A 14,811-nucleotide genomic window follows, 5' to 3' on the forward strand; every position below is an offset into this window, starting at 1 on the left:
TATGCTCCCCGGCATGAGCACCGCGCTACCGAACAGACTCGTTCTCGTCCGGCACGGCGAGAGCACGTGGAACCTCGAAAACCGCTTCACGGGCTGGGTGGACGTCGGCCTGTCGTCGAAGGGCGTCGAGGAGGCGCACGCGGCCGGGACGCTCCTCAAGGCCGAGGGCTTCGCGTTCGACCGCTGCTATTCGTCGCTCCTCAAGCGTGCGATCCTCACGCTCCAGATCGTCCTCGAGGAGCTCGACCAGCTGTGGATCCCGGTCGAGCGGTCCTGGCGGCTGAACGAGCGGCACTACGGCGCGCTCCAGGGCCTCAACAAGAAGGAGACGGCGCAGAAGTACGGCGACGAGCAGCTCCACAAGTGGCGCCGGGGCTTCGCGATCACGCCGCCGCCGCTCGACGCGAACGACGCCGGCCACCCGCGCTTCGACCCGCGCTATGCGGGGATGCCGCCCGAGATTCTGCCGGCCACCGAGAGCCTCGCGATCGTCGTGGACCGCTTCCTCCCGTACTGGTACGACGCGATCGTCCCGCGCCTCGCGCGCGGCGAGCAGGTGCTCGTCGCGGCGCACGGGAACAGCCTGCGCGCCCTCGTGAAGCACCTCGACGGCATCTCGGACGAGGCCATCCCCGAGCTGAACATCCCGACGGGCATCCCGCTCGTCTACACGCTCGACGCGTCGTTCCGGAAGGTGGACAGCCGGTACCTCGGCGATCCCGAGGCCGCGAAGAAGGCCGCCGAGGCCGTCGCGAAGCAGGCGAAGGCGTAGGCGCCCGGCGTCAGCGGCCCGGGGTCGGAGCGTGCGCGGGGCCCGCCGGCAACTGCTGGAGTTGCTTCGAGGCGAGCGATTCGCACGTGATCTTCACGGCGAGCTGACTGGATTCGCGCACGCGGCCTGTCTTCCACGGGTCCACCTGCAACTTCACCCAGCCGTCGAAGCTCGTCTTGAAGGAGCGGTGGCCTTTCACCGTCGTCTCCCTCCGGTCGGCGGACCACCCCTCGGCTTCGCTCGGGTTCACTGTCCAGTCGCTCCAGATGAACTGGCCCGGGTACTTGTTGGGGGTCTGGGAAACGTCCGTCTTGTACGTGCCCCGCAGACCCACGTCGACGGACGAGCAGACACCGCGGAAGGTCGTCGGCGTCGTGGCGGCGAGCGTCACGCTCGTGATGCGGCCGGCCGGCACGGGCGTCGGAGTCTGCGCGGCGGCCCCGGCAGACACGGCCAGGACGGTGCCGAGGGCGAACGCCTGCGCGCGAGTCATGTTCATGGTGACCTCTGGCGGCTAATGTGCGCCGGAAAGGACGCGTCCGCAATGCCCGGGCATGGTCCAGGGGCGCGAATCGCTTGCCCGGAGGCGCCAGACAGCCTAGAACATCACGCCGAGACGCATCTTCCAGACGAACTGGTTTCCCGCGTCCGTGAGCCCCCAGCCGGCCCCCACGTTCAGGACCGCGTCTTCGGAGAGATGGATGTCGGCCCCCGGATAGATCTGGTGGACCGGCTCGCCGCCCGAGAACGGGATTGCGCCGTAGTACTCGACGGAGAGGTCCAGCTTCTTCGAGACCTCGTAGGCGACACGCACGCCGGGCTCGAAATCCCACTCGCCCTTGCCAGGACCGCTGAGCGCGGTCCCGACGACGGGATTGAAGTCGATCTGCCAGTTCCCGAACTTCTTTTCGAGGATCGGCCGTATTTCGAGCGTCGTCCCGTTCTCCTCGAAGACTTTCGTCGGGAAGCCGAACTCGACGCTGAACGAAACGCCTACCGGCCAGTCCCACTCCTTCGGGACGCTGACCCGCGGGCGGATGCGCATGCCCGCGTACTGGAAGTGGCTGCCCGTGTACGAGCCGAGGAGGAGGTACCCCGCGAGCTCGAAGTTGTCGGTGATGCCGCGCGTGAGCTCGAACGTCGTGTGGAACTGGCCCTCGGTGGGCGCCATCGGGCCCTCCCACGTGGTCGTCCCCTTCGAGACGTAGTTCACGTGCGTCTCGAGGTTCCACTTTCCCTTCGGGACGGTTTCGTACTCGTAGACCTGTATCTCGAAGGGGTCCTGGGCACGGAGCGATCCCTCGGCGCACAGGAGGGGAAGGAGGAGGGCGAGGCTGCGTGTGCGACTCATGTGCGGCAATGTACCTGTTTCCCCGCAACCCCCTCGTTTCCAGCGGGTTGCCGAATTCTTTATCTTCTGGTAGGCTCATCGGCTCTGGGTCGAAGGAGTTTCGAGATGTCCGGAATCTGTCAGGTCACGGGGAAGCGGGCGACGACTGGCAACAAGGTGTCGCACGCCAACAACAAGACGAAGCGCCTCTTCAAGCCGAACCTGCGCACGCAGCGGTTCTGGGTGGAGAGCGAAGGGCGCTGGGTGCGCCTCCGCGTGTCGACGGCTGCCATGCGCACCATCGACAAGAAGGGCATCGACGCCGTCGTCGCCGAGATGCGCCGCGAAGGGAAAAAGGTCTAACCCATGCGCGAGAAGGTCAAGCTCGTCTCGACGGCGGGCACCGGGTACTTCTACACGATCACGAAGAACAAGAAGATCCATCAGGACAAGATGGAAGTGAAGAAGTACGACCCCAAGATCCGCAAGCACGTCCCGTTCAAGGAATCGAAGATCTAGGGCGCGGGCGCCGGTCTCGGCGCCCCCCACGTATCCACCTCGATCGGCGCCGGTAATCCTGCCTCCTTGATCTGGGGAGGATTGTCGCCTTGTCGCCCACGAGGACGAGGACGGACCGGTCCAGCGGCAGTGCGGTCTTCGCCTGTGCGTTGAGCGCCGCGGTGCTCATCTTCTCCATCGCGGCGAGGTCCTCGCCGAGCGTCTCGAACGGCGCTCCGTTCTCGACGTAGCCCGCCGCGGTCCCGACGATCCCGGAGAGCCCGGAGAACGCCCCGACCGCCCCGTTCTTGACGAGGCCGCGTGCCTTGCCGGCCTCTTCGTCCGTGACGTCGCCCTTCGAGATCCGTTCGAACTCGGCGAGGAACTCCTTGACCGCGGCACCCGTGTCTTTCGCCGTGATCTCGGCCCCGGCGGAAAACGTCCCGAGGACGGGCCCGGGCGCGAAGCGCGCCGACGCCCCGTACGTGTAGCCGTGCTTCTCGCGCAGGTTCTGGTTCAGGCGGCTCGTGAAGCTGCCGCCGAGGACGGTGCCGAGAAGGCGCAGCGGGACTCGCGAGGGGTCGGCGAAGCGCGGCGCGGGCGCGAGGAAACGCACGCTCGTCTGTGCCGCGTCGGGCCGGTCCACGAGGTAGACGCGCAGGCCCTTGTCCGCGGCCGCGTAGCTCGCGGGAACCGCTGCTCGCTTCGGAGCGGGGCCGGCGGCCTTCCAGTCGCCGAAGGACTTCTCGAGCGCCGCCTTGATCTCGGCCGGTGGCAGGCTGCTCGCGACGAGAAGCGTCGCGGCCTCGGGCCTCACGAGAGCCGCGTGGGCCGCCTTTGCCTCGTCGAGCGTGATGGCGCCGACGGAGGCCTGCGTGCCGTCGGCCGGCCAGGCGTAGGGGTGCGCGTCACCGAAAAGCGCGCGGGCGGCGACGCGGTCCGCCACGACGGGCGCCTCGTCCTCGCTCTGCGCGATCTCGTCGAGCGTGAGGCGCTTGACGCGCTCGAAGTCCTTCGGGTCGAAGCGCGGATGCCGGACGGCGTCCGCGAGCAGCGGCACTCCCTGCCCGACGTTGCGGGAGAGGATCGTGAGGCTCGCCTGCACGGAGCGGCGCGACGCCCCCGCCGAGAAGCTGGCGCCGAGGCTCGCGACGGCCTCGCCGAACGCGATGGCGTCGCGCGTGCCGGCGCCCTCGTCGAGCATTTCCGCGGCCATCGAGGCAAGGCCCGCGCGCGCGGCGGATGCGTCCAGCGCTCCCTCGGACCGAAACAACGCAGCGACCCGCGTGAGCGGCAGGTCCGGCGTCTTCCAGAGCTCGACGGGGATGCCGTTCGCGAGCTTGAAGCGCTCGGGGGACGGCGGGCGGAACGGGACGGGCGGGCCGTCCGCGGGCCGCGCGTCGCGCGCCGACGGCGCGCGCTTCGGCTGCTCCGGGAGGACGCGGTAGACGACGCGGGCGTCCTGCGTGAGGACCTGCTTCGCGGTCGCGAGGACGGCCGCGGGAGTCGCGTCTCGGTAGCGGTCGAGGTCGCGCTTGAACCCGTTCGGCTCGCCCCAGGCGTCCTCGTAGAAGTTCAGGAGGTCCGCGCGGGTTTCGAGGCGCTGGAGGGCCGAGAGCTTCGCGAGCTCGGTGGTCTCCTTGCGCTGGGAAAGCTCGCCCGGCTGGATGCCGCCGGCGAGCAGGCGCGCGATCTCCTCGTCCACGATTTTCTCGATGCGGCCGAGGTCCGCGTCGGGGCGCCCCTGGACGTCGATCCTGAGGACGGACCCGAGGGTGGCGCTCGCATTCGAGGCCGAGACGGCCGCCGCAAGCTTGTCGTCGATCACGAGCCGCTTGTACAGGCGGCTGCTCTTGCCGTCCGCGAGGACGGAGGCGAGGAGGTCGCACTCGGCGTCAGCCTGCGTGAGTGCGGGCGGGGTGTGGTACGCGAAGGCGACGAGCGGGAGCTGCACCTTGTCGAACATCGCGCCGCGCCTGGCGCCGTCGAGCTTGACGGCGGGGATTGCCTTTCTCGGCGGCTCGGCTCCCCGCGGGAGGTTGCCGAAGAGCTTCTCGACGAGGGGCTTGATCGCCACCGGGTCGAAGTCGCCCGCCACGACGAGGCTCGCGTTGTTCGGGACGTAGTACGTCGCGAAGAAGTCCTTCACGTCGGCCGCGACGGCGGCCTTCAGGTCCTCGGCCGTCCCGATGGTCGGGAAGTGGTACGGGTGCGACGGCGGATAGAGCATCTGCTGGATCGCGAGGTCCGCCCGTCCATAGGGCTGGTTCTCGTAGCTCTGGCGCAGCTCGTTCAGGACGACGTCGCGCTGCAGGTCGACCTTTTTCTGGTCCATCGCGCGGGGCAGATCCTCGAGGCGCTCGGCGTCGAGCCAAAGCAGCGTCGGCAGGAGCGACGCGGGACCCGACGAGTAGTAATGCGTGCCGTCCGAGCCGGTCGAGGCGTTGTTCGACCCGCCCGAGGCCTCCATGAGCCGGTCGAATTCGCCGTTCGGGACGCGCTCAGTGCCCATGAACATGAGGTGCTCGAAGAGGTGTGCGAAGCCGCTGCGCCGGGCCGGCTCGTCCTTGCTCCCGACCCGGTACCAGATGCTGATCGTCGCGACGGGCAGCGTGTGATCCGGGTAGAGGATCACCGTCATCCCGTTCGGGAGCTTGTACTTCTCGACCGCGAAGCTCTGGGCGGGGGCGGGGGAGGAGACGAAAACAGCAAGGAAGACGACCAGAGCGGCAGCGGCACGAACTCTCTTCATGGGAAGAGGATACGAAGATTTTCTTAGAATGGTTATGGGGCTGGGGCGCATTCGTCACAGAGGCCTTTGACCAGGATCTCCACCGCATCGTCCTTCAGCGCGCGCGGGACGCGCGCGCCGCGGCGGAGCGAGACCTTGAGCGTGTCGAGGCAGGCGAGGGAGCCGCAGGACGTGCAGAGGAAGTGCGGGTGATCCTTGCCGCCGGGACGCGCGCCCGCCGCTTCGAACCGCCAGACGTGGTCGCCGAGGTCCCTGCGGCGGGCGAGTCCGGCCTTCACGAGCTCGACGAGGTTCCGGTAGACGGTCGCCCGGTCCGGGACGGCGTCTTCGAGCTCCGAGGCGAGGTCCGCGTGGCTCGCCGGCGCCAGCCGGGCGCGCAGTGCGGCGAGCACCGCGAGGCGGGCGGGTGTCACCCGCAGGCCGGCTCGGCGCAGGTCCGTCGTTTGGTTGGTTTCCGGCGGGATTCGCGGGGCGCGCGGGCGCACGCCGGAAGCGTAGCAGGAGCAGAATGGAGGGTCGGAGGATCCCATGACTGCTCCCGCGATCGCGACAAGCACCACCCCCATCACGCTTCCCGCCCTGCCCTGGGCCGAAAACGCGCTCGAGCCCTTCATCTCGAAGAACACGATCGGCTTCCACTACGGCAAGCATCACAAGACCTACGTCGACAACCTCAACAACCTCGTGGCCGGAAAGCCCGAGGCGGATCTCTCGCTCGAGGCAATCGTCAAGGGCGCCGCGGGCAAGGCCGATCAGGCGGCCGTCTTCAACAACGCGGCGCAGATCTGGAACCACACGTTCTACTGGAACAGCCTGCGGCCGAAGAGCGACGCGAAGGTCCCGAAGGAGATCGCGGATCTCGTCGGTGCCTCGTTCGGAAGCCACGAGGAGTTCGTCAAGCAGTTCTCTGCCGCCGCGATGGGGCAGTTCGGGAGCGGCTGGGCGTGGCTCGTCGCCGAGGGCGGCAAGCTGAAGGTCGTGAAGACGCCGAACGCGGAGACGCCGCTCACGACGTCCGCGACGCCGCTCCTGACGCTCGACGTCTGGGAGCACGCGTACTACCTCGACTACCAGAACCGGCGGAAGGACTACGTCGCCGCCGTCGTCGACAACCTCCTGAACTGGGACTTCGCCCTCAAGAACCTGCCGAAGGCCTAGGGCCGCCCTCCTGTCAGGCTCTCTCGCTCTCGAGGCGGCGGATGTACCAGTCCACGCCGTCCTCGAGGGCGACCGGCTTTCGCGCGAAGCCCTGCTTCCTCAGGCGGTCCATCTTCGCTTCCGTGAAGTACTGGTAGCGCTCCCGGATGCCCTCGGGCGTGTCGACGAACTCGATGCGCTCCGGGACGGCGAGCGACGCGAAGACGGCCTTCGCGAGGTCGAGGAACGTGCGCGCCTTGCCGGCCCCGACGTTGAAAATGCCGCCCGTGATCGGGCGCTTCAGCGCGAACCACATCGCCTCGACCGTGTCCGAGACGTCCACGAAGTCGCGCGACTGATGGCCGTGGGCGACGCCGTCCTTGTGGGACCGGAAGAGGCGGATCTCGCCGTTTGCCTTCACCTGGTCGTAGCCGTGGAGGACGACGCTCGCCTGCGGGCCCTTGTGCCGCTCCCCGAAGCCGTAGACGTTGAAGAAGCGGAATCCGGCCCAACCGGGCGGCGTGCGGCCGGCTGCGGCCTCCTCCAGCGCCCAGAGGTCGAAGCGCCGCTTGGACTCGCCGTAGGGGTTGAGGGGCCGGAAGTTCGGGACGAGCGCGTCGTCGTCGTCGAAGCCGTGGGCGCCGTCGCCGTAGACGGCCGCGCTCGACGCGTAGACGTACGGGATCCCGAGCCGCCGGGCCTCGTTCCAGAGGTTCTTCGAGTAATCGACGTTCAGGCGCTTGAGGATCGCCTCGTCGAGCTCGGTCGTGGCCGAGATCGCGCCCATGTGGACGATGCCCGCGAGGGCCGGGCGGCCGTCCGCGATCCACCCGGGCAGCTCCTCGATGTCGAGGATCGTCCCGAAGTCGTGGCGACGGTGCTCGGGGCGGGACGTGAACGCTTCCCGGCGGTCCACGCTGACGACGGGGACGCCGCGGGCGTTGCAGGATTCGACGAAGCGGGCGCCGATGAAGCCGGCGGCCCCGGTGACGAGAAGCGTGTCGGTGCTCACCCCCCGATCCTAAGGGATGGCGCTTGTCGTCTTCACGTCTTCTTCCTATGCTCCGGCCCTATGACGATCACTTCGTTCGTGAAGCACCACTTCCGCCATTTCAACGCCGCGACGGTCGTGGACGCGGCCGAGGCCTGGAACGACCTCCTGAAGGGCGGCGGCAAGATGTTCCTGACGATGGCGGGCGCCATGTCCACCGCCGAGATCGGCCTCTCGCTGGCCGAGATGATCCGGCAGGACAAGGTCCACGCGATCACCTGCACGGGGGCGAACCTCGAGGAGGACGTCTTCAACCTGGTCGCGCACGATCACTACGTGCGGATTCCTCACTACCGGCAGCTCAGTCCGGCCGAGGAGGAGGCGCTCCACGCGCGCCACCTCAACCGCGTGACGGACACGTGCATCCCCGAGGAGGAGGCGATCCGCCGCATCGAAAAGGCCGTCCTCGAGGAGTGGCAGGCCGCCGACCGCGCGGGCGAGCGCCGGTTTCCGCACGAGTTCCTCTACCGCATCCTCCTCTCGGGGAGGCTCGAGGAGTCCTACCAGATCGACCCGAAGGACTCGTGGCTCCTCGCGGCCGCCCGGAAGAACCTCCCGATCATCGTTCCCGGCTGGGAGGACTCGACGCTCGGCAACATCTTCGCGGCGCATTGCATGGAAGGCGACATCAAGAACGTCCACACGGTGAGGACCGGAATCGAGTACATGCAGTTCCTCGCCGAGTGGTACACGAAGACGGCCCCGAAGAGCCCGGTCGGCTTCTTCCAGATCGGCGGCGGCATCGCGGGCGACTTCCCGATCTGCGTCGTCCCGATGCTCCATCAGGACCTGCGCCGCGAGGGCATCCCGCTCTGGGCGTACTTCTGCCAGATCAGCGACTCCACGACGAGCTACGGAAGCTACTCGGGCGCCGTCCCGAACGAGAAGATCACGTGGGGGAAGCTGGCCGGCGACACCCCGAAGTTCATCATCGAGTCCGACGCCGCCATCGTGGCGCCGCTCGTCTTCGCTGTCGTGCTCGGATGGTAAGGGGTGCTCGGATGGTGAGAAAGCTCGTCCTCGCCGCCGGCCTCGCGGCCGCCCTCGGCTGCGGCAAGTCCGAGGCCCCGAAGCCCGCGCCGCCCGCCGCCGAGAAGCCGTACCCGCTCAGGGGCGTCGTCGTCTCCGTGGATCCTGCCGCCTCGAGGGTCATCGTCCGGCACGAAGAGGTCCGCGGCTATATGGACGCGATGACGATGCCGTTCAACGTCGCCGAGCCGAAGATGCTGGCCGAGCTCAGGCCCGGCGACGAGATCGAGGCGAAGCTCGTCGTCGGCGAGAAGTCCTCGCGGCTCGAGGGCATCGTCGTCTCCCGCCACGGCGCCTCGACGTCCACGCAGACGATTCCCGAGCAGGGCCCGTACGGCAAGCCCGGCGACGCCGCGCCCGCGACGGTGCTCACCGGGCAGGACGGCAAGCCGCTCGCGCTCGCGGATTTCAAAGGCAAGGCCGTCGCCCTCACGTTCATCTTCACGCGCTGCCCGCTGCCGGAGTTCTGCCCGCGCATGAACGCGCAGTTCGCGGAGATGGAGACGCTGCTCGCGAAGGAGCCCGCGCTCTACGCGAAGACGCAGCTCCTTTCGGTCAGCTTCGACCCCGAGCACGACACGCCCGAGATCCTCCGGGACTACCGCGAGCGCTTTCTGAAAGGCGTCAAGGGCGTCGCGCCCGCCCACTGGAAGTTCGCGACCGGGACGACCGACCGCATCAAGGAGTTCACGGCGTTCTTCGGGCTCACGTATCTCAAGTCCGGCGAGCAGTTCGTCCACAGCCTCGCGACGGCGGTGATCGGGCCCGACGGCAAGCTCTGGTCGATCCGCCGTGGGAACGACTGGGAGCCCCCCGCCGTGATCGAGGACCTACGCAAGGCCGCCGCGGGCGAGAAGCCGAAGGCCGCGCCGTGATCCGGCCCCTCGTTCTCGCGGCTGCGCTCCTCCTCGCCGGAGGCGCCGCGGCGCAGCCCGCGACGCGGAAGGACGGGCGGGGCGAGAAGGCGCCGGACTTCACGCTCGTCACGCAGGACGGCAAGGTCTTCACGCTCGGCACGGACGGGCGTGGGCGGCCGATTCTCCTGACGTTCATCTTCACGAGCTGCCCCGGCGCGTGTCCGCTCGTCGTCGACGAGTGCCTCGAGGCGGCTCGGGCGGCCGGGAAGGGCCGGCCGTCCAAGGACCGGCCGCTCGTCGTCGCCCTTGTCGTTCGACCCGGACGTGGACACGCCGAAGCGCCTACGCGAGCACATGGTGGAGAACAAGTTCAAGCGCTCCGAGATCGTCTTCCTGACCGGCAGCAAGGACGCCGTGGACCGGGCCGTTCACGACTGGGAGGTCAACGTCGGCCGCGACGAGAAGGGCGACATCTTCCACGGCTTCCAGACGGCCGTCATCGACCGCGGAGGAACGATCGTCGCGCGCTACTACGGGGCCGGGATCGACGTGAAGCTGCTCGCGGCGGACGCGCGGACCGCGGCCCGCTGACGCGGCCGTTCCCTATACTCGACCTGTGGCGATTCTCGAGGCGCGCTCCCTCACGAAGACGTATCGCCTCGGCGAGGAGAGAGTCGTCGGCGTCGTCGAGGCCTCGCTGACGCTCGAGAAGCAGTCGTTCGCCGTCCTCGCGGGCCCCTCGGGCAGCGGGAAGACGACTCTCCTGAACCTCCTCGGCCTCCTCGACACCCCCGACGCAGGGTCGCTGCGCTTCGAGGGGACGGACGTCTCGACGCTCGACGAACGCGGCCGCGCGCGCGTGAGGCGCGAGCGGCTCGGCTTCGTCTTCCAGGCGCACCAGCTCGTGCCCGTCCTCTCGGCCGAGGAGAACGTCGCGCTCGCGCTCTGGATCCGCAAGGTCCCCGACGGGGAGTGCCGCGCGCGGGCGCGCGCCGCGCTCGACGCCGTCGGGCTCGGCGGCCTCGAGGCGCGGCGCCCGGACGCGCTCTCGGGCGGCCAGCGCCAGCGCGTGGCCGTCGCGCGCGCGATCGTGGGAGAGCCTGCGCTCGTCCTGGCCGACGAACCCACCGCCTCGCTCGACTCGGAGACGGCCGTAAGGCTCCTCGACCTCTTCGCCCGGATCCACGAGGAGCGCGGCGTCGCGTTCCTCTTCTCGAGCCACGACCCGCGCATCGTGGAGCGCGCGGACCGCCGCATCCGGCTCCTGGACGGCCGGATCACCGCCGACGAGCGCGCCGCGGCCGGGGTGCGCGCGTGAATCGCTGGGTTCTTCTCGCCGCGCGGAATCTCCTGCGCCACAGGCGCCGGACGCTCCTCACGGGCTCGATCGTCGTCGTGGGCTTCGTGGCCGTCACGATGACGGCGGGGTTCGTCTCGCAGACCTTCTCGGCGCTCAAGGCCGCCACGATCCGCGGCGCCGGCGGCCACCTCCGCATCCTCGACGCCCGCGCCGCGGGCAAGACCGACGACGAGGCCGCGACGATCCTGCTCGACGACTGGCCGGGCCTTTCCAGCCTCCTGGCGCGGGATCCACGCGTCGCGCAGGCGATGCCGAAGCTCTCGTTCTTCGGCCTCGCCGTGAAGGGCGACAAGAGCGCGGCTTACCTCGGGACCGGGACGATCCCGGCGCTCGAGAAAAAGGCCTCGCTCGCGGCGGAAACCGTGCAGTCCGGCGCCTTCTTCGAGAACGCGGAGGCGAACGAGATCATGCTCGGCACGGGGCTCGCGCGCGCGATCGACGCGAAAGCGGGCGATCTCGTGACGGTCATGACGACGACGCCCGAGGGCGGCATCAACGCGGTGGACGCGACGGTCGCCGCCATCCTCGCGTATCCGATCAAGGAGCTGGACGACCGGATTCTCTACATGCCCTTCGCCGCGGCCGCGCGCCTGCTGAAGGCCGAGGGCAAGGCGAACTCCGTCGTCGTGCTGCTCAAGGACGACCGCGACACGGAGCTCGAAGCCGTGGAGATCCCAAAGGCGCTCGCGGGGCAGGGCCGGCCCGTGGCTCTGAAGACGTGGCTCGACACGGCCACGTTCTACAAGCAGGTGAAGCTCCTCTACATTTCGATCTTCTTCTTCATGGGACTCGTCCTCTCGGTCGTCGTGATCCTCGCGACCGCAAACACCATGACGATGTCCGTGTTCGAGCGCACGCGCGAGATCGGGACGCTCCTCGCCATCGGGATGGAGCGAGGGTCGATCCGGACCCTGTTCCTGCTCGAGGGCATCCTGCTCGGGTTGATCGGATCGGGGGTCGGAGCGGTGCTTTCGGTGCTGCTGAGGGCCGCGCTGAACGCCTCGGGGATCATGCTGCCGCCGCCTCCGGGCGCGACGCGCGGCAACGTCCTGCACGTGGACTTCATCCCGCTCGCCTACGGCATCGGCTTCGCCGTCATGTCGATCACGCTCCTCGTCGCGGCGTGGTGGCCCGCGCGCCGCGCGGCGCGCCTGAACCCGGTCGAGGCGCTCGGGCATGTTTGATCTTCTCCTTCTAAGCAGCATTCTTTTCTTCCCTCTTCCGGCCGACGACCCCGCGGCGCTGCTGCGCCGCGCCGACCGCATCCGGGAGGCGTGGCCGGAGGTCGTGATCACGCTGCGCGTCACCGTCACAAAGCCGGGGGCGCCGCCGTCCGGCGGCACGTTCAGGGTGGAGGCGAAGGGGCGGAATTCGCGCCTGACGTTCCAGGACCCGGCGGACGCGGGGAAGTCCGTCGTCTCGAAAGGCGACGATTCGTGGCTGATCCTCCCCGGCACGCGAAATCCGATCCGGATCCCGAAGAGCCAGCGCCTGTCCGGCGGGTTCTCGGCGTCCGAGATGTCGAAGACACGGTTCTCCGAGGACTATGACGCCGTCCTGGAGCGCGCCGACGTATTCGACGGACGAGAGTGCTCCGTCCTGCGCCTGACCGCGCGGAAGGGGCGAACGCCGACGTACCCGGTCGCACGCGTCTGGATCGACGGAAAAGAGGGCCTCTACCGCAAGGCCGTCTTCCTCGTCGCGTCCGGCAAGACCGCGAAGGAGACGACGTTCGACGACTACCGCGTCGTCAGGGGCACGCTGTCGCTGTCGAAGATGACGATCGTGGACGAGCTCCGCCCCGGAACCACGGTCGTCGAGTACCTCGACTACGAGAAGGCGAGCCTGCCGGACGCGACGTTCGAGCCGAAAGCGGCTCCCTAGGGCGTCGCCGGAGCGGCGCGTGCCCGGAGACGTGCGGCGTCCGCGGGCCGGCCGGATCTCTCGTAGGCGTCCGCCAGGGACTGCCGCATCTGAGGCGCCTCCGGGTCCAGGCGGTGGGCCGTCTCGAGGTGCGGGAGCGCCTCGGCGACGCGCCCTTCCTCGAGGAGGAATCGGCCAAGCTCCCACTGCGCGTTCGGCAGGTTCGCGTCGAGCTCGACCGCCCGGCGGAACTGCTCGAGGGCGAGCGCCCGCTCACCCTTTGCGCGGTAGTGCTCGCCAAGGTGGACGTTCCAGTAGCCCATGGGGTCGAGCTCGAGGAGGCGCTTGCTCATCGCGAGCGACTCGTCCCACCGCTTCTGCTTCACGAGAAGGTGCGAATACCAGTGGAGCGCGCTGACGTTGTTCGCATCGAGCTCGATGGCCCTCTTGAAGCCCCGTTCGGCCTCCTTCGCGTCACCGGTCAGGAACGTCGCGTGGGCGAGGACCGCGTGGGCGTCCGCGAGGTCGGGGTCGAGCTCGAGCGCCTTGCGGGCGGCCGCCTTGGACCTTTCGAAGGCCTCGGGCGTCGGGCGCCGTCCCGTGTAGCCGAGGATGTCCCAGGCCTGCGCGACTCCCGCCCACGCCCGCGCGAACTGCGGATCGGCGTCGATCGCCTTCTGGAAATCCACGAGGGCGCCCCCGAGGTCCGACTCCGTCCGTCGCGACACGCGCTGCCGGCCGCTGAGCCAGAGCTCGTAGGCGTGGCCGTTCTCGGTCTCCTTCCGCGCGAGACGCGCGCGGTCCGGACCGCTCAGGTGGAGCCGGAGCCGGGCGGCGAGGGCCGCGGAAATCTCCGTGGGCAGCGAGGCGATCTGGGCGAGAGGCCTCTCGTACCGCTCGCCCCAGAGGCGGCGGCCGTCCCGCGCGTCCACGAGCTCGGTCGAGACGACCACCCGCCCCGCGCGCCCCACGGCCCTGCCGGTTAGAACGGCGCGCACGCCCAGCTCCCGGGCGGCGGCGAGCGCGTCGACGTGCGCTCCCGAGAAACGCTCAACGGCGCCCGAGGCCATCACACGGAGGTTCGGCGCCTGCGAGATCCGCGCGAGGACCCCTTCCGACAGCGACGCGCACACGTCTGCGAGGTCGGCGTCGCTCCCGGTCGACGAGAAGGGCAGGACGGCGAGCGAGTCGATCGGCGCGCCGGAACCCCGGAGGAACCAGAGGGCCGCTCCGGCGGCAAGGAGCGCGACGAGGGCCGCGAGGCCGACGGCAACGTGCCGCCGCCGCGAGTTCGGAGGGGCCGGCACAGGAGCGGTCGTCAGGGTCCCGCTCGAGAGGATTTGTGCGACGGCGGCCGCGTCCGAGAGCCTCGAAATCGGATCCTTTTCGAGGAGGCGCTCGAGCAGGGCGCGAAGCTCCGGTAGAACGTTCGGCGGCAGGGCGGCGAAGTCAGGCGGCTTCGAGAGGGTGGACGCGAACGTCTCCTGCGCCGTACGCCCCGAAAAGGCGCGCCGTCCGGACAGGCACTCGAAGAGGACACAGCCGAGCGCCCAGAGGTCGGCGGCGGCGGCCGGAGGCTCGCCTCGGAGCTGCTCCGGGGCCATGTATCCCGCGGTCCCGAGGACGTGACCGGCCTCCGTGAGGAGAGAGGCCGTCGCCTCCTCTTCGGCGGCGGTGCCGGCCGAGCCCGACCGGGCGAGGCCGAAGTCGAGGATCTTCGCTCCTGTCGCGGTGAGGAACACGTTCTGCGGCTTGAGGTCGCGGTGGACGAAGCCGAGCTCGTGGGCGCGGGCGAGCCCTCGCGCGACGTCGGCACCGATCCGCCGGGCCTCCTCCTCGGCGATCGGGCCGCGGGCGATCCGGGAGGCGAGCGTCTCGCCCTCGAGGAGCTCCATGACGAAGTACGCGACCTCGCCGTCGGTATCCGCGTCGAAAAGAGTGCAGACGTTCGGGTGCGTGAGGCGCGCGGCGATCTTGGCCTCCCGTGCAAACCGCCGGAGGGCTTCGGGGGCGTCGCCGTGCCGGGCGGCGACCACCTTCAGCGCGACCTCCCGGCCGAGGCGCGTGTCCCGCGCCCGGTACACCTCGCCCATGCCTCCGGCTCCGAGCGGAGCGAGAATCTCGTACGGTCCGAGGCGCGTTCCGGGTCCGAGCGTCACGTG

General features: G+C 69.4%; 16 protein-coding genes and 1 pseudogene. 11 read left to right on the forward strand and 6 right to left on the reverse strand.

The genetic code is table 11. The features are described from left to right. Positions 1-13: 13 nt before the first annotated feature. Positions 14-772 (forward strand): 2,3-diphosphoglycerate-dependent phosphoglycerate mutase, encoded by a 759-nt coding sequence (gpmA, locus tag IPL89_18995; GenBank protein ID MBK9065238.1) that lies wholly within the window; start codon positions 14-16, stop codon positions 770-772. A gap of 10 nt (positions 773-782) precedes the next feature. Here gpmA and IPL89_19000 read toward each other — a convergent pair whose 3' ends face one another. Then, on the reverse strand, positions 783-1,271 hold the full coding sequence (locus tag IPL89_19000) for a hypothetical protein (protein ID MBK9065239.1): 489 nt from the start codon (positions 1,269-1,271) through the stop codon (positions 783-785). Between the two features lie 99 nt (positions 1,272-1,370). Further along, on the reverse strand, positions 1,371-2,123 hold the full coding sequence (locus tag IPL89_19005; protein MBK9065240.1) for a hypothetical protein: 753 nt from the start codon (positions 2,121-2,123) through the stop codon (positions 1,371-1,373). A gap of 105 nt (positions 2,124-2,228) precedes the next feature. Between IPL89_19005 and rpmB the strand changes: the two genes are divergently transcribed. Continuing rightward, positions 2,229-2,465 carry a 50S ribosomal protein L28 gene (gene rpmB, locus IPL89_19010; GenBank protein ID MBK9065241.1) on the forward strand — a complete coding sequence of 79 codons (237 nt, stop codon included), beginning with the start codon at positions 2,229-2,231 and terminating at the stop codon, positions 2,463-2,465. A 3-nt stretch (positions 2,466-2,468) separates the two neighbouring features. Further along, the gene (gene rpmG / locus IPL89_19015; GenBank protein ID MBK9065242.1) at positions 2,469-2,621 is read left to right on the forward strand and encodes a 50S ribosomal protein L33; all 153 of its coding nucleotides are present in this window, start codon (positions 2,469-2,471) and stop codon (positions 2,619-2,621) included. Here rpmG and IPL89_19020 read toward each other — a convergent pair. Beyond that, a complete protein-coding gene (locus tag IPL89_19020; GenBank protein ID MBK9065243.1) occupies positions 2,602-5,352 on the reverse strand; it encodes an insulinase family protein in 2,751 nt (916 codons plus the stop codon). The genes rpmG and IPL89_19020 overlap by 20 nt on opposite strands. A 32-nt stretch (positions 5,353-5,384) precedes the next feature. Then, positions 5,385-5,882 (reverse strand): transcriptional repressor, encoded by a 498-nt coding sequence (locus tag IPL89_19025; GenBank protein MBK9065244.1) that lies wholly within the window; start codon positions 5,880-5,882, stop codon positions 5,385-5,387. On the opposite strand from IPL89_19025, the gene IPL89_19030 reads away from it, so the two are divergent. Continuing rightward, entirely contained in the window at positions 5,881-6,510 is a 630-nt protein-coding gene (locus IPL89_19030; GenBank protein ID MBK9065245.1) for a superoxide dismutase, read from the forward strand. The two genes, IPL89_19025 and IPL89_19030, sit on opposite strands and share 2 nt — an antisense overlap. Positions 6,511-6,523: 13 nt before the next feature. On the opposite strand, the gene rfaD is transcribed toward IPL89_19030, so the two are convergent. Beyond that, positions 6,524-7,501, reverse strand: coding sequence for an ADP-glyceromanno-heptose 6-epimerase (gene rfaD, locus IPL89_19035; protein ID MBK9065246.1), 978 nt, complete (start codon positions 7,499-7,501; stop codon positions 6,524-6,526). A gap of 60 nt (positions 7,502-7,561) precedes the next feature. Here rfaD and IPL89_19040 point away from each other — a divergent pair, with 60 nt between their 5' ends. The 7 genes and pseudogenes from IPL89_19040 to IPL89_19070 all read left to right on the forward strand — a co-directional run bounded on the left by IPL89_19040 (position 7,562) and on the right by IPL89_19070 (position 12,670). Continuing rightward, on the forward strand, positions 7,562-8,530 hold the full coding sequence (locus tag IPL89_19040) for a deoxyhypusine synthase family protein (GenBank protein ID MBK9065247.1): 969 nt from the start codon (positions 7,562-7,564) through the stop codon (positions 8,528-8,530). An 11-nt stretch (positions 8,531-8,541) separates the two neighbouring features. Further along, the gene (locus tag IPL89_19045; protein MBK9065248.1) at positions 8,542-9,444 is read left to right on the forward strand and encodes an SCO family protein; all 903 of its coding nucleotides are present in this window, start codon (positions 8,542-8,544) and stop codon (positions 9,442-9,444) included. Continuing rightward, a pseudogene (locus IPL89_19050) lies at positions 9,348-9,695 on the forward strand (SCO family protein). Before IPL89_19045 ends, IPL89_19050 begins: the two are co-directional and overlap by 97 nt. 37 nt (positions 9,696-9,732) lie before the next feature. Continuing rightward, complete coding sequence (locus IPL89_19055) at positions 9,733-10,017, forward strand: SCO family protein (protein MBK9065249.1); 285 nt, start codon at positions 9,733-9,735, stop codon at positions 10,015-10,017. 25 nt (positions 10,018-10,042) lie between these two features. Further along, a complete protein-coding gene (locus IPL89_19060) occupies positions 10,043-10,744 on the forward strand; it encodes an ABC transporter ATP-binding protein (GenBank protein ID MBK9065250.1) in 702 nt (233 codons plus the stop codon). Next, positions 10,741-11,970, forward strand: a complete 1,230-nt coding sequence (locus tag IPL89_19065) for an ABC transporter permease (protein MBK9065251.1) — start codon at positions 10,741-10,743, stop codon at positions 11,968-11,970. Before IPL89_19060 ends, IPL89_19065 begins: the two co-directional genes overlap by 4 nt. Then, the gene (locus IPL89_19070; protein MBK9065252.1) at positions 11,963-12,670 is read left to right on the forward strand and encodes an outer membrane lipoprotein-sorting protein; all 708 of its coding nucleotides are present in this window, start codon (positions 11,963-11,965) and stop codon (positions 12,668-12,670) included. The genes IPL89_19065 and IPL89_19070 overlap by 8 nt, the downstream gene beginning before the upstream one ends. On the opposite strand, the gene IPL89_19075 is transcribed toward IPL89_19070, so the two are convergent. Beyond that, positions 12,667-14,808, reverse strand: a complete 2,142-nt coding sequence (locus IPL89_19075) for a protein kinase (protein MBK9065253.1) — start codon at positions 14,806-14,808, stop codon at positions 12,667-12,669. The genes IPL89_19070 and IPL89_19075 overlap by 4 nt on opposite strands. Between the last annotated feature and the right edge of the window lie 3 nt (positions 14,809-14,811).

Source organism: Acidobacteriota bacterium, assembly GCA_016716715.1.
Taxonomy (GTDB): domain Bacteria; phylum Acidobacteriota; class Thermoanaerobaculia; order UBA5066; family UBA5066; genus Fen-183.

Excerpts from the sequence above, each read along its gene's own strand:
- gpmA (MBK9065238.1), top strand. The coding sequence starts at position 14 with ATGAGCACCGCGCTACCGAACAGACTCGTTCTCGTCCGGCACGGCGAG.
- IPL89_19000 (MBK9065239.1), bottom strand. The coding sequence starts at position 1,271 with ATGAACATGACTCGCGCGCAGGCGTTCGCCCTCGGCACCGTCCTGGCC.
- IPL89_19005 (MBK9065240.1), bottom strand. The coding sequence starts at position 2,123 with ATGAGTCGCACACGCAGCCTCGCCCTCCTCCTTCCCCTCCTGTGCGCC.
- rpmB (MBK9065241.1), top strand. The coding sequence starts at position 2,229 with ATGTCCGGAATCTGTCAGGTCACGGGGAAGCGGGCGACGACTGGCAAC.
- rpmG (MBK9065242.1), top strand. The coding sequence starts at position 2,469 with ATGCGCGAGAAGGTCAAGCTCGTCTCGACGGCGGGCACCGGGTACTTC.
- IPL89_19020 (MBK9065243.1), bottom strand. The coding sequence starts at position 5,352 with ATGAAGAGAGTTCGTGCCGCTGCCGCTCTGGTCGTCTTCCTTGCTGTT.
- IPL89_19030 (MBK9065245.1), top strand. The coding sequence starts at position 5,881 with ATGACTGCTCCCGCGATCGCGACAAGCACCACCCCCATCACGCTTCCC.
- IPL89_19025 (MBK9065244.1), bottom strand. The coding sequence starts at position 5,882 with ATGGGATCCTCCGACCCTCCATTCTGCTCCTGCTACGCTTCCGGCGTG.
- IPL89_19040 (MBK9065247.1), top strand. The coding sequence starts at position 7,562 with ATGACGATCACTTCGTTCGTGAAGCACCACTTCCGCCATTTCAACGCC.
- IPL89_19045 (MBK9065248.1), top strand. The coding sequence starts at position 8,542 with ATGGTGAGAAAGCTCGTCCTCGCCGCCGGCCTCGCGGCCGCCCTCGGC.
- IPL89_19070 (MBK9065252.1), top strand. The coding sequence starts at position 11,963 with ATGTTTGATCTTCTCCTTCTAAGCAGCATTCTTTTCTTCCCTCTTCCG.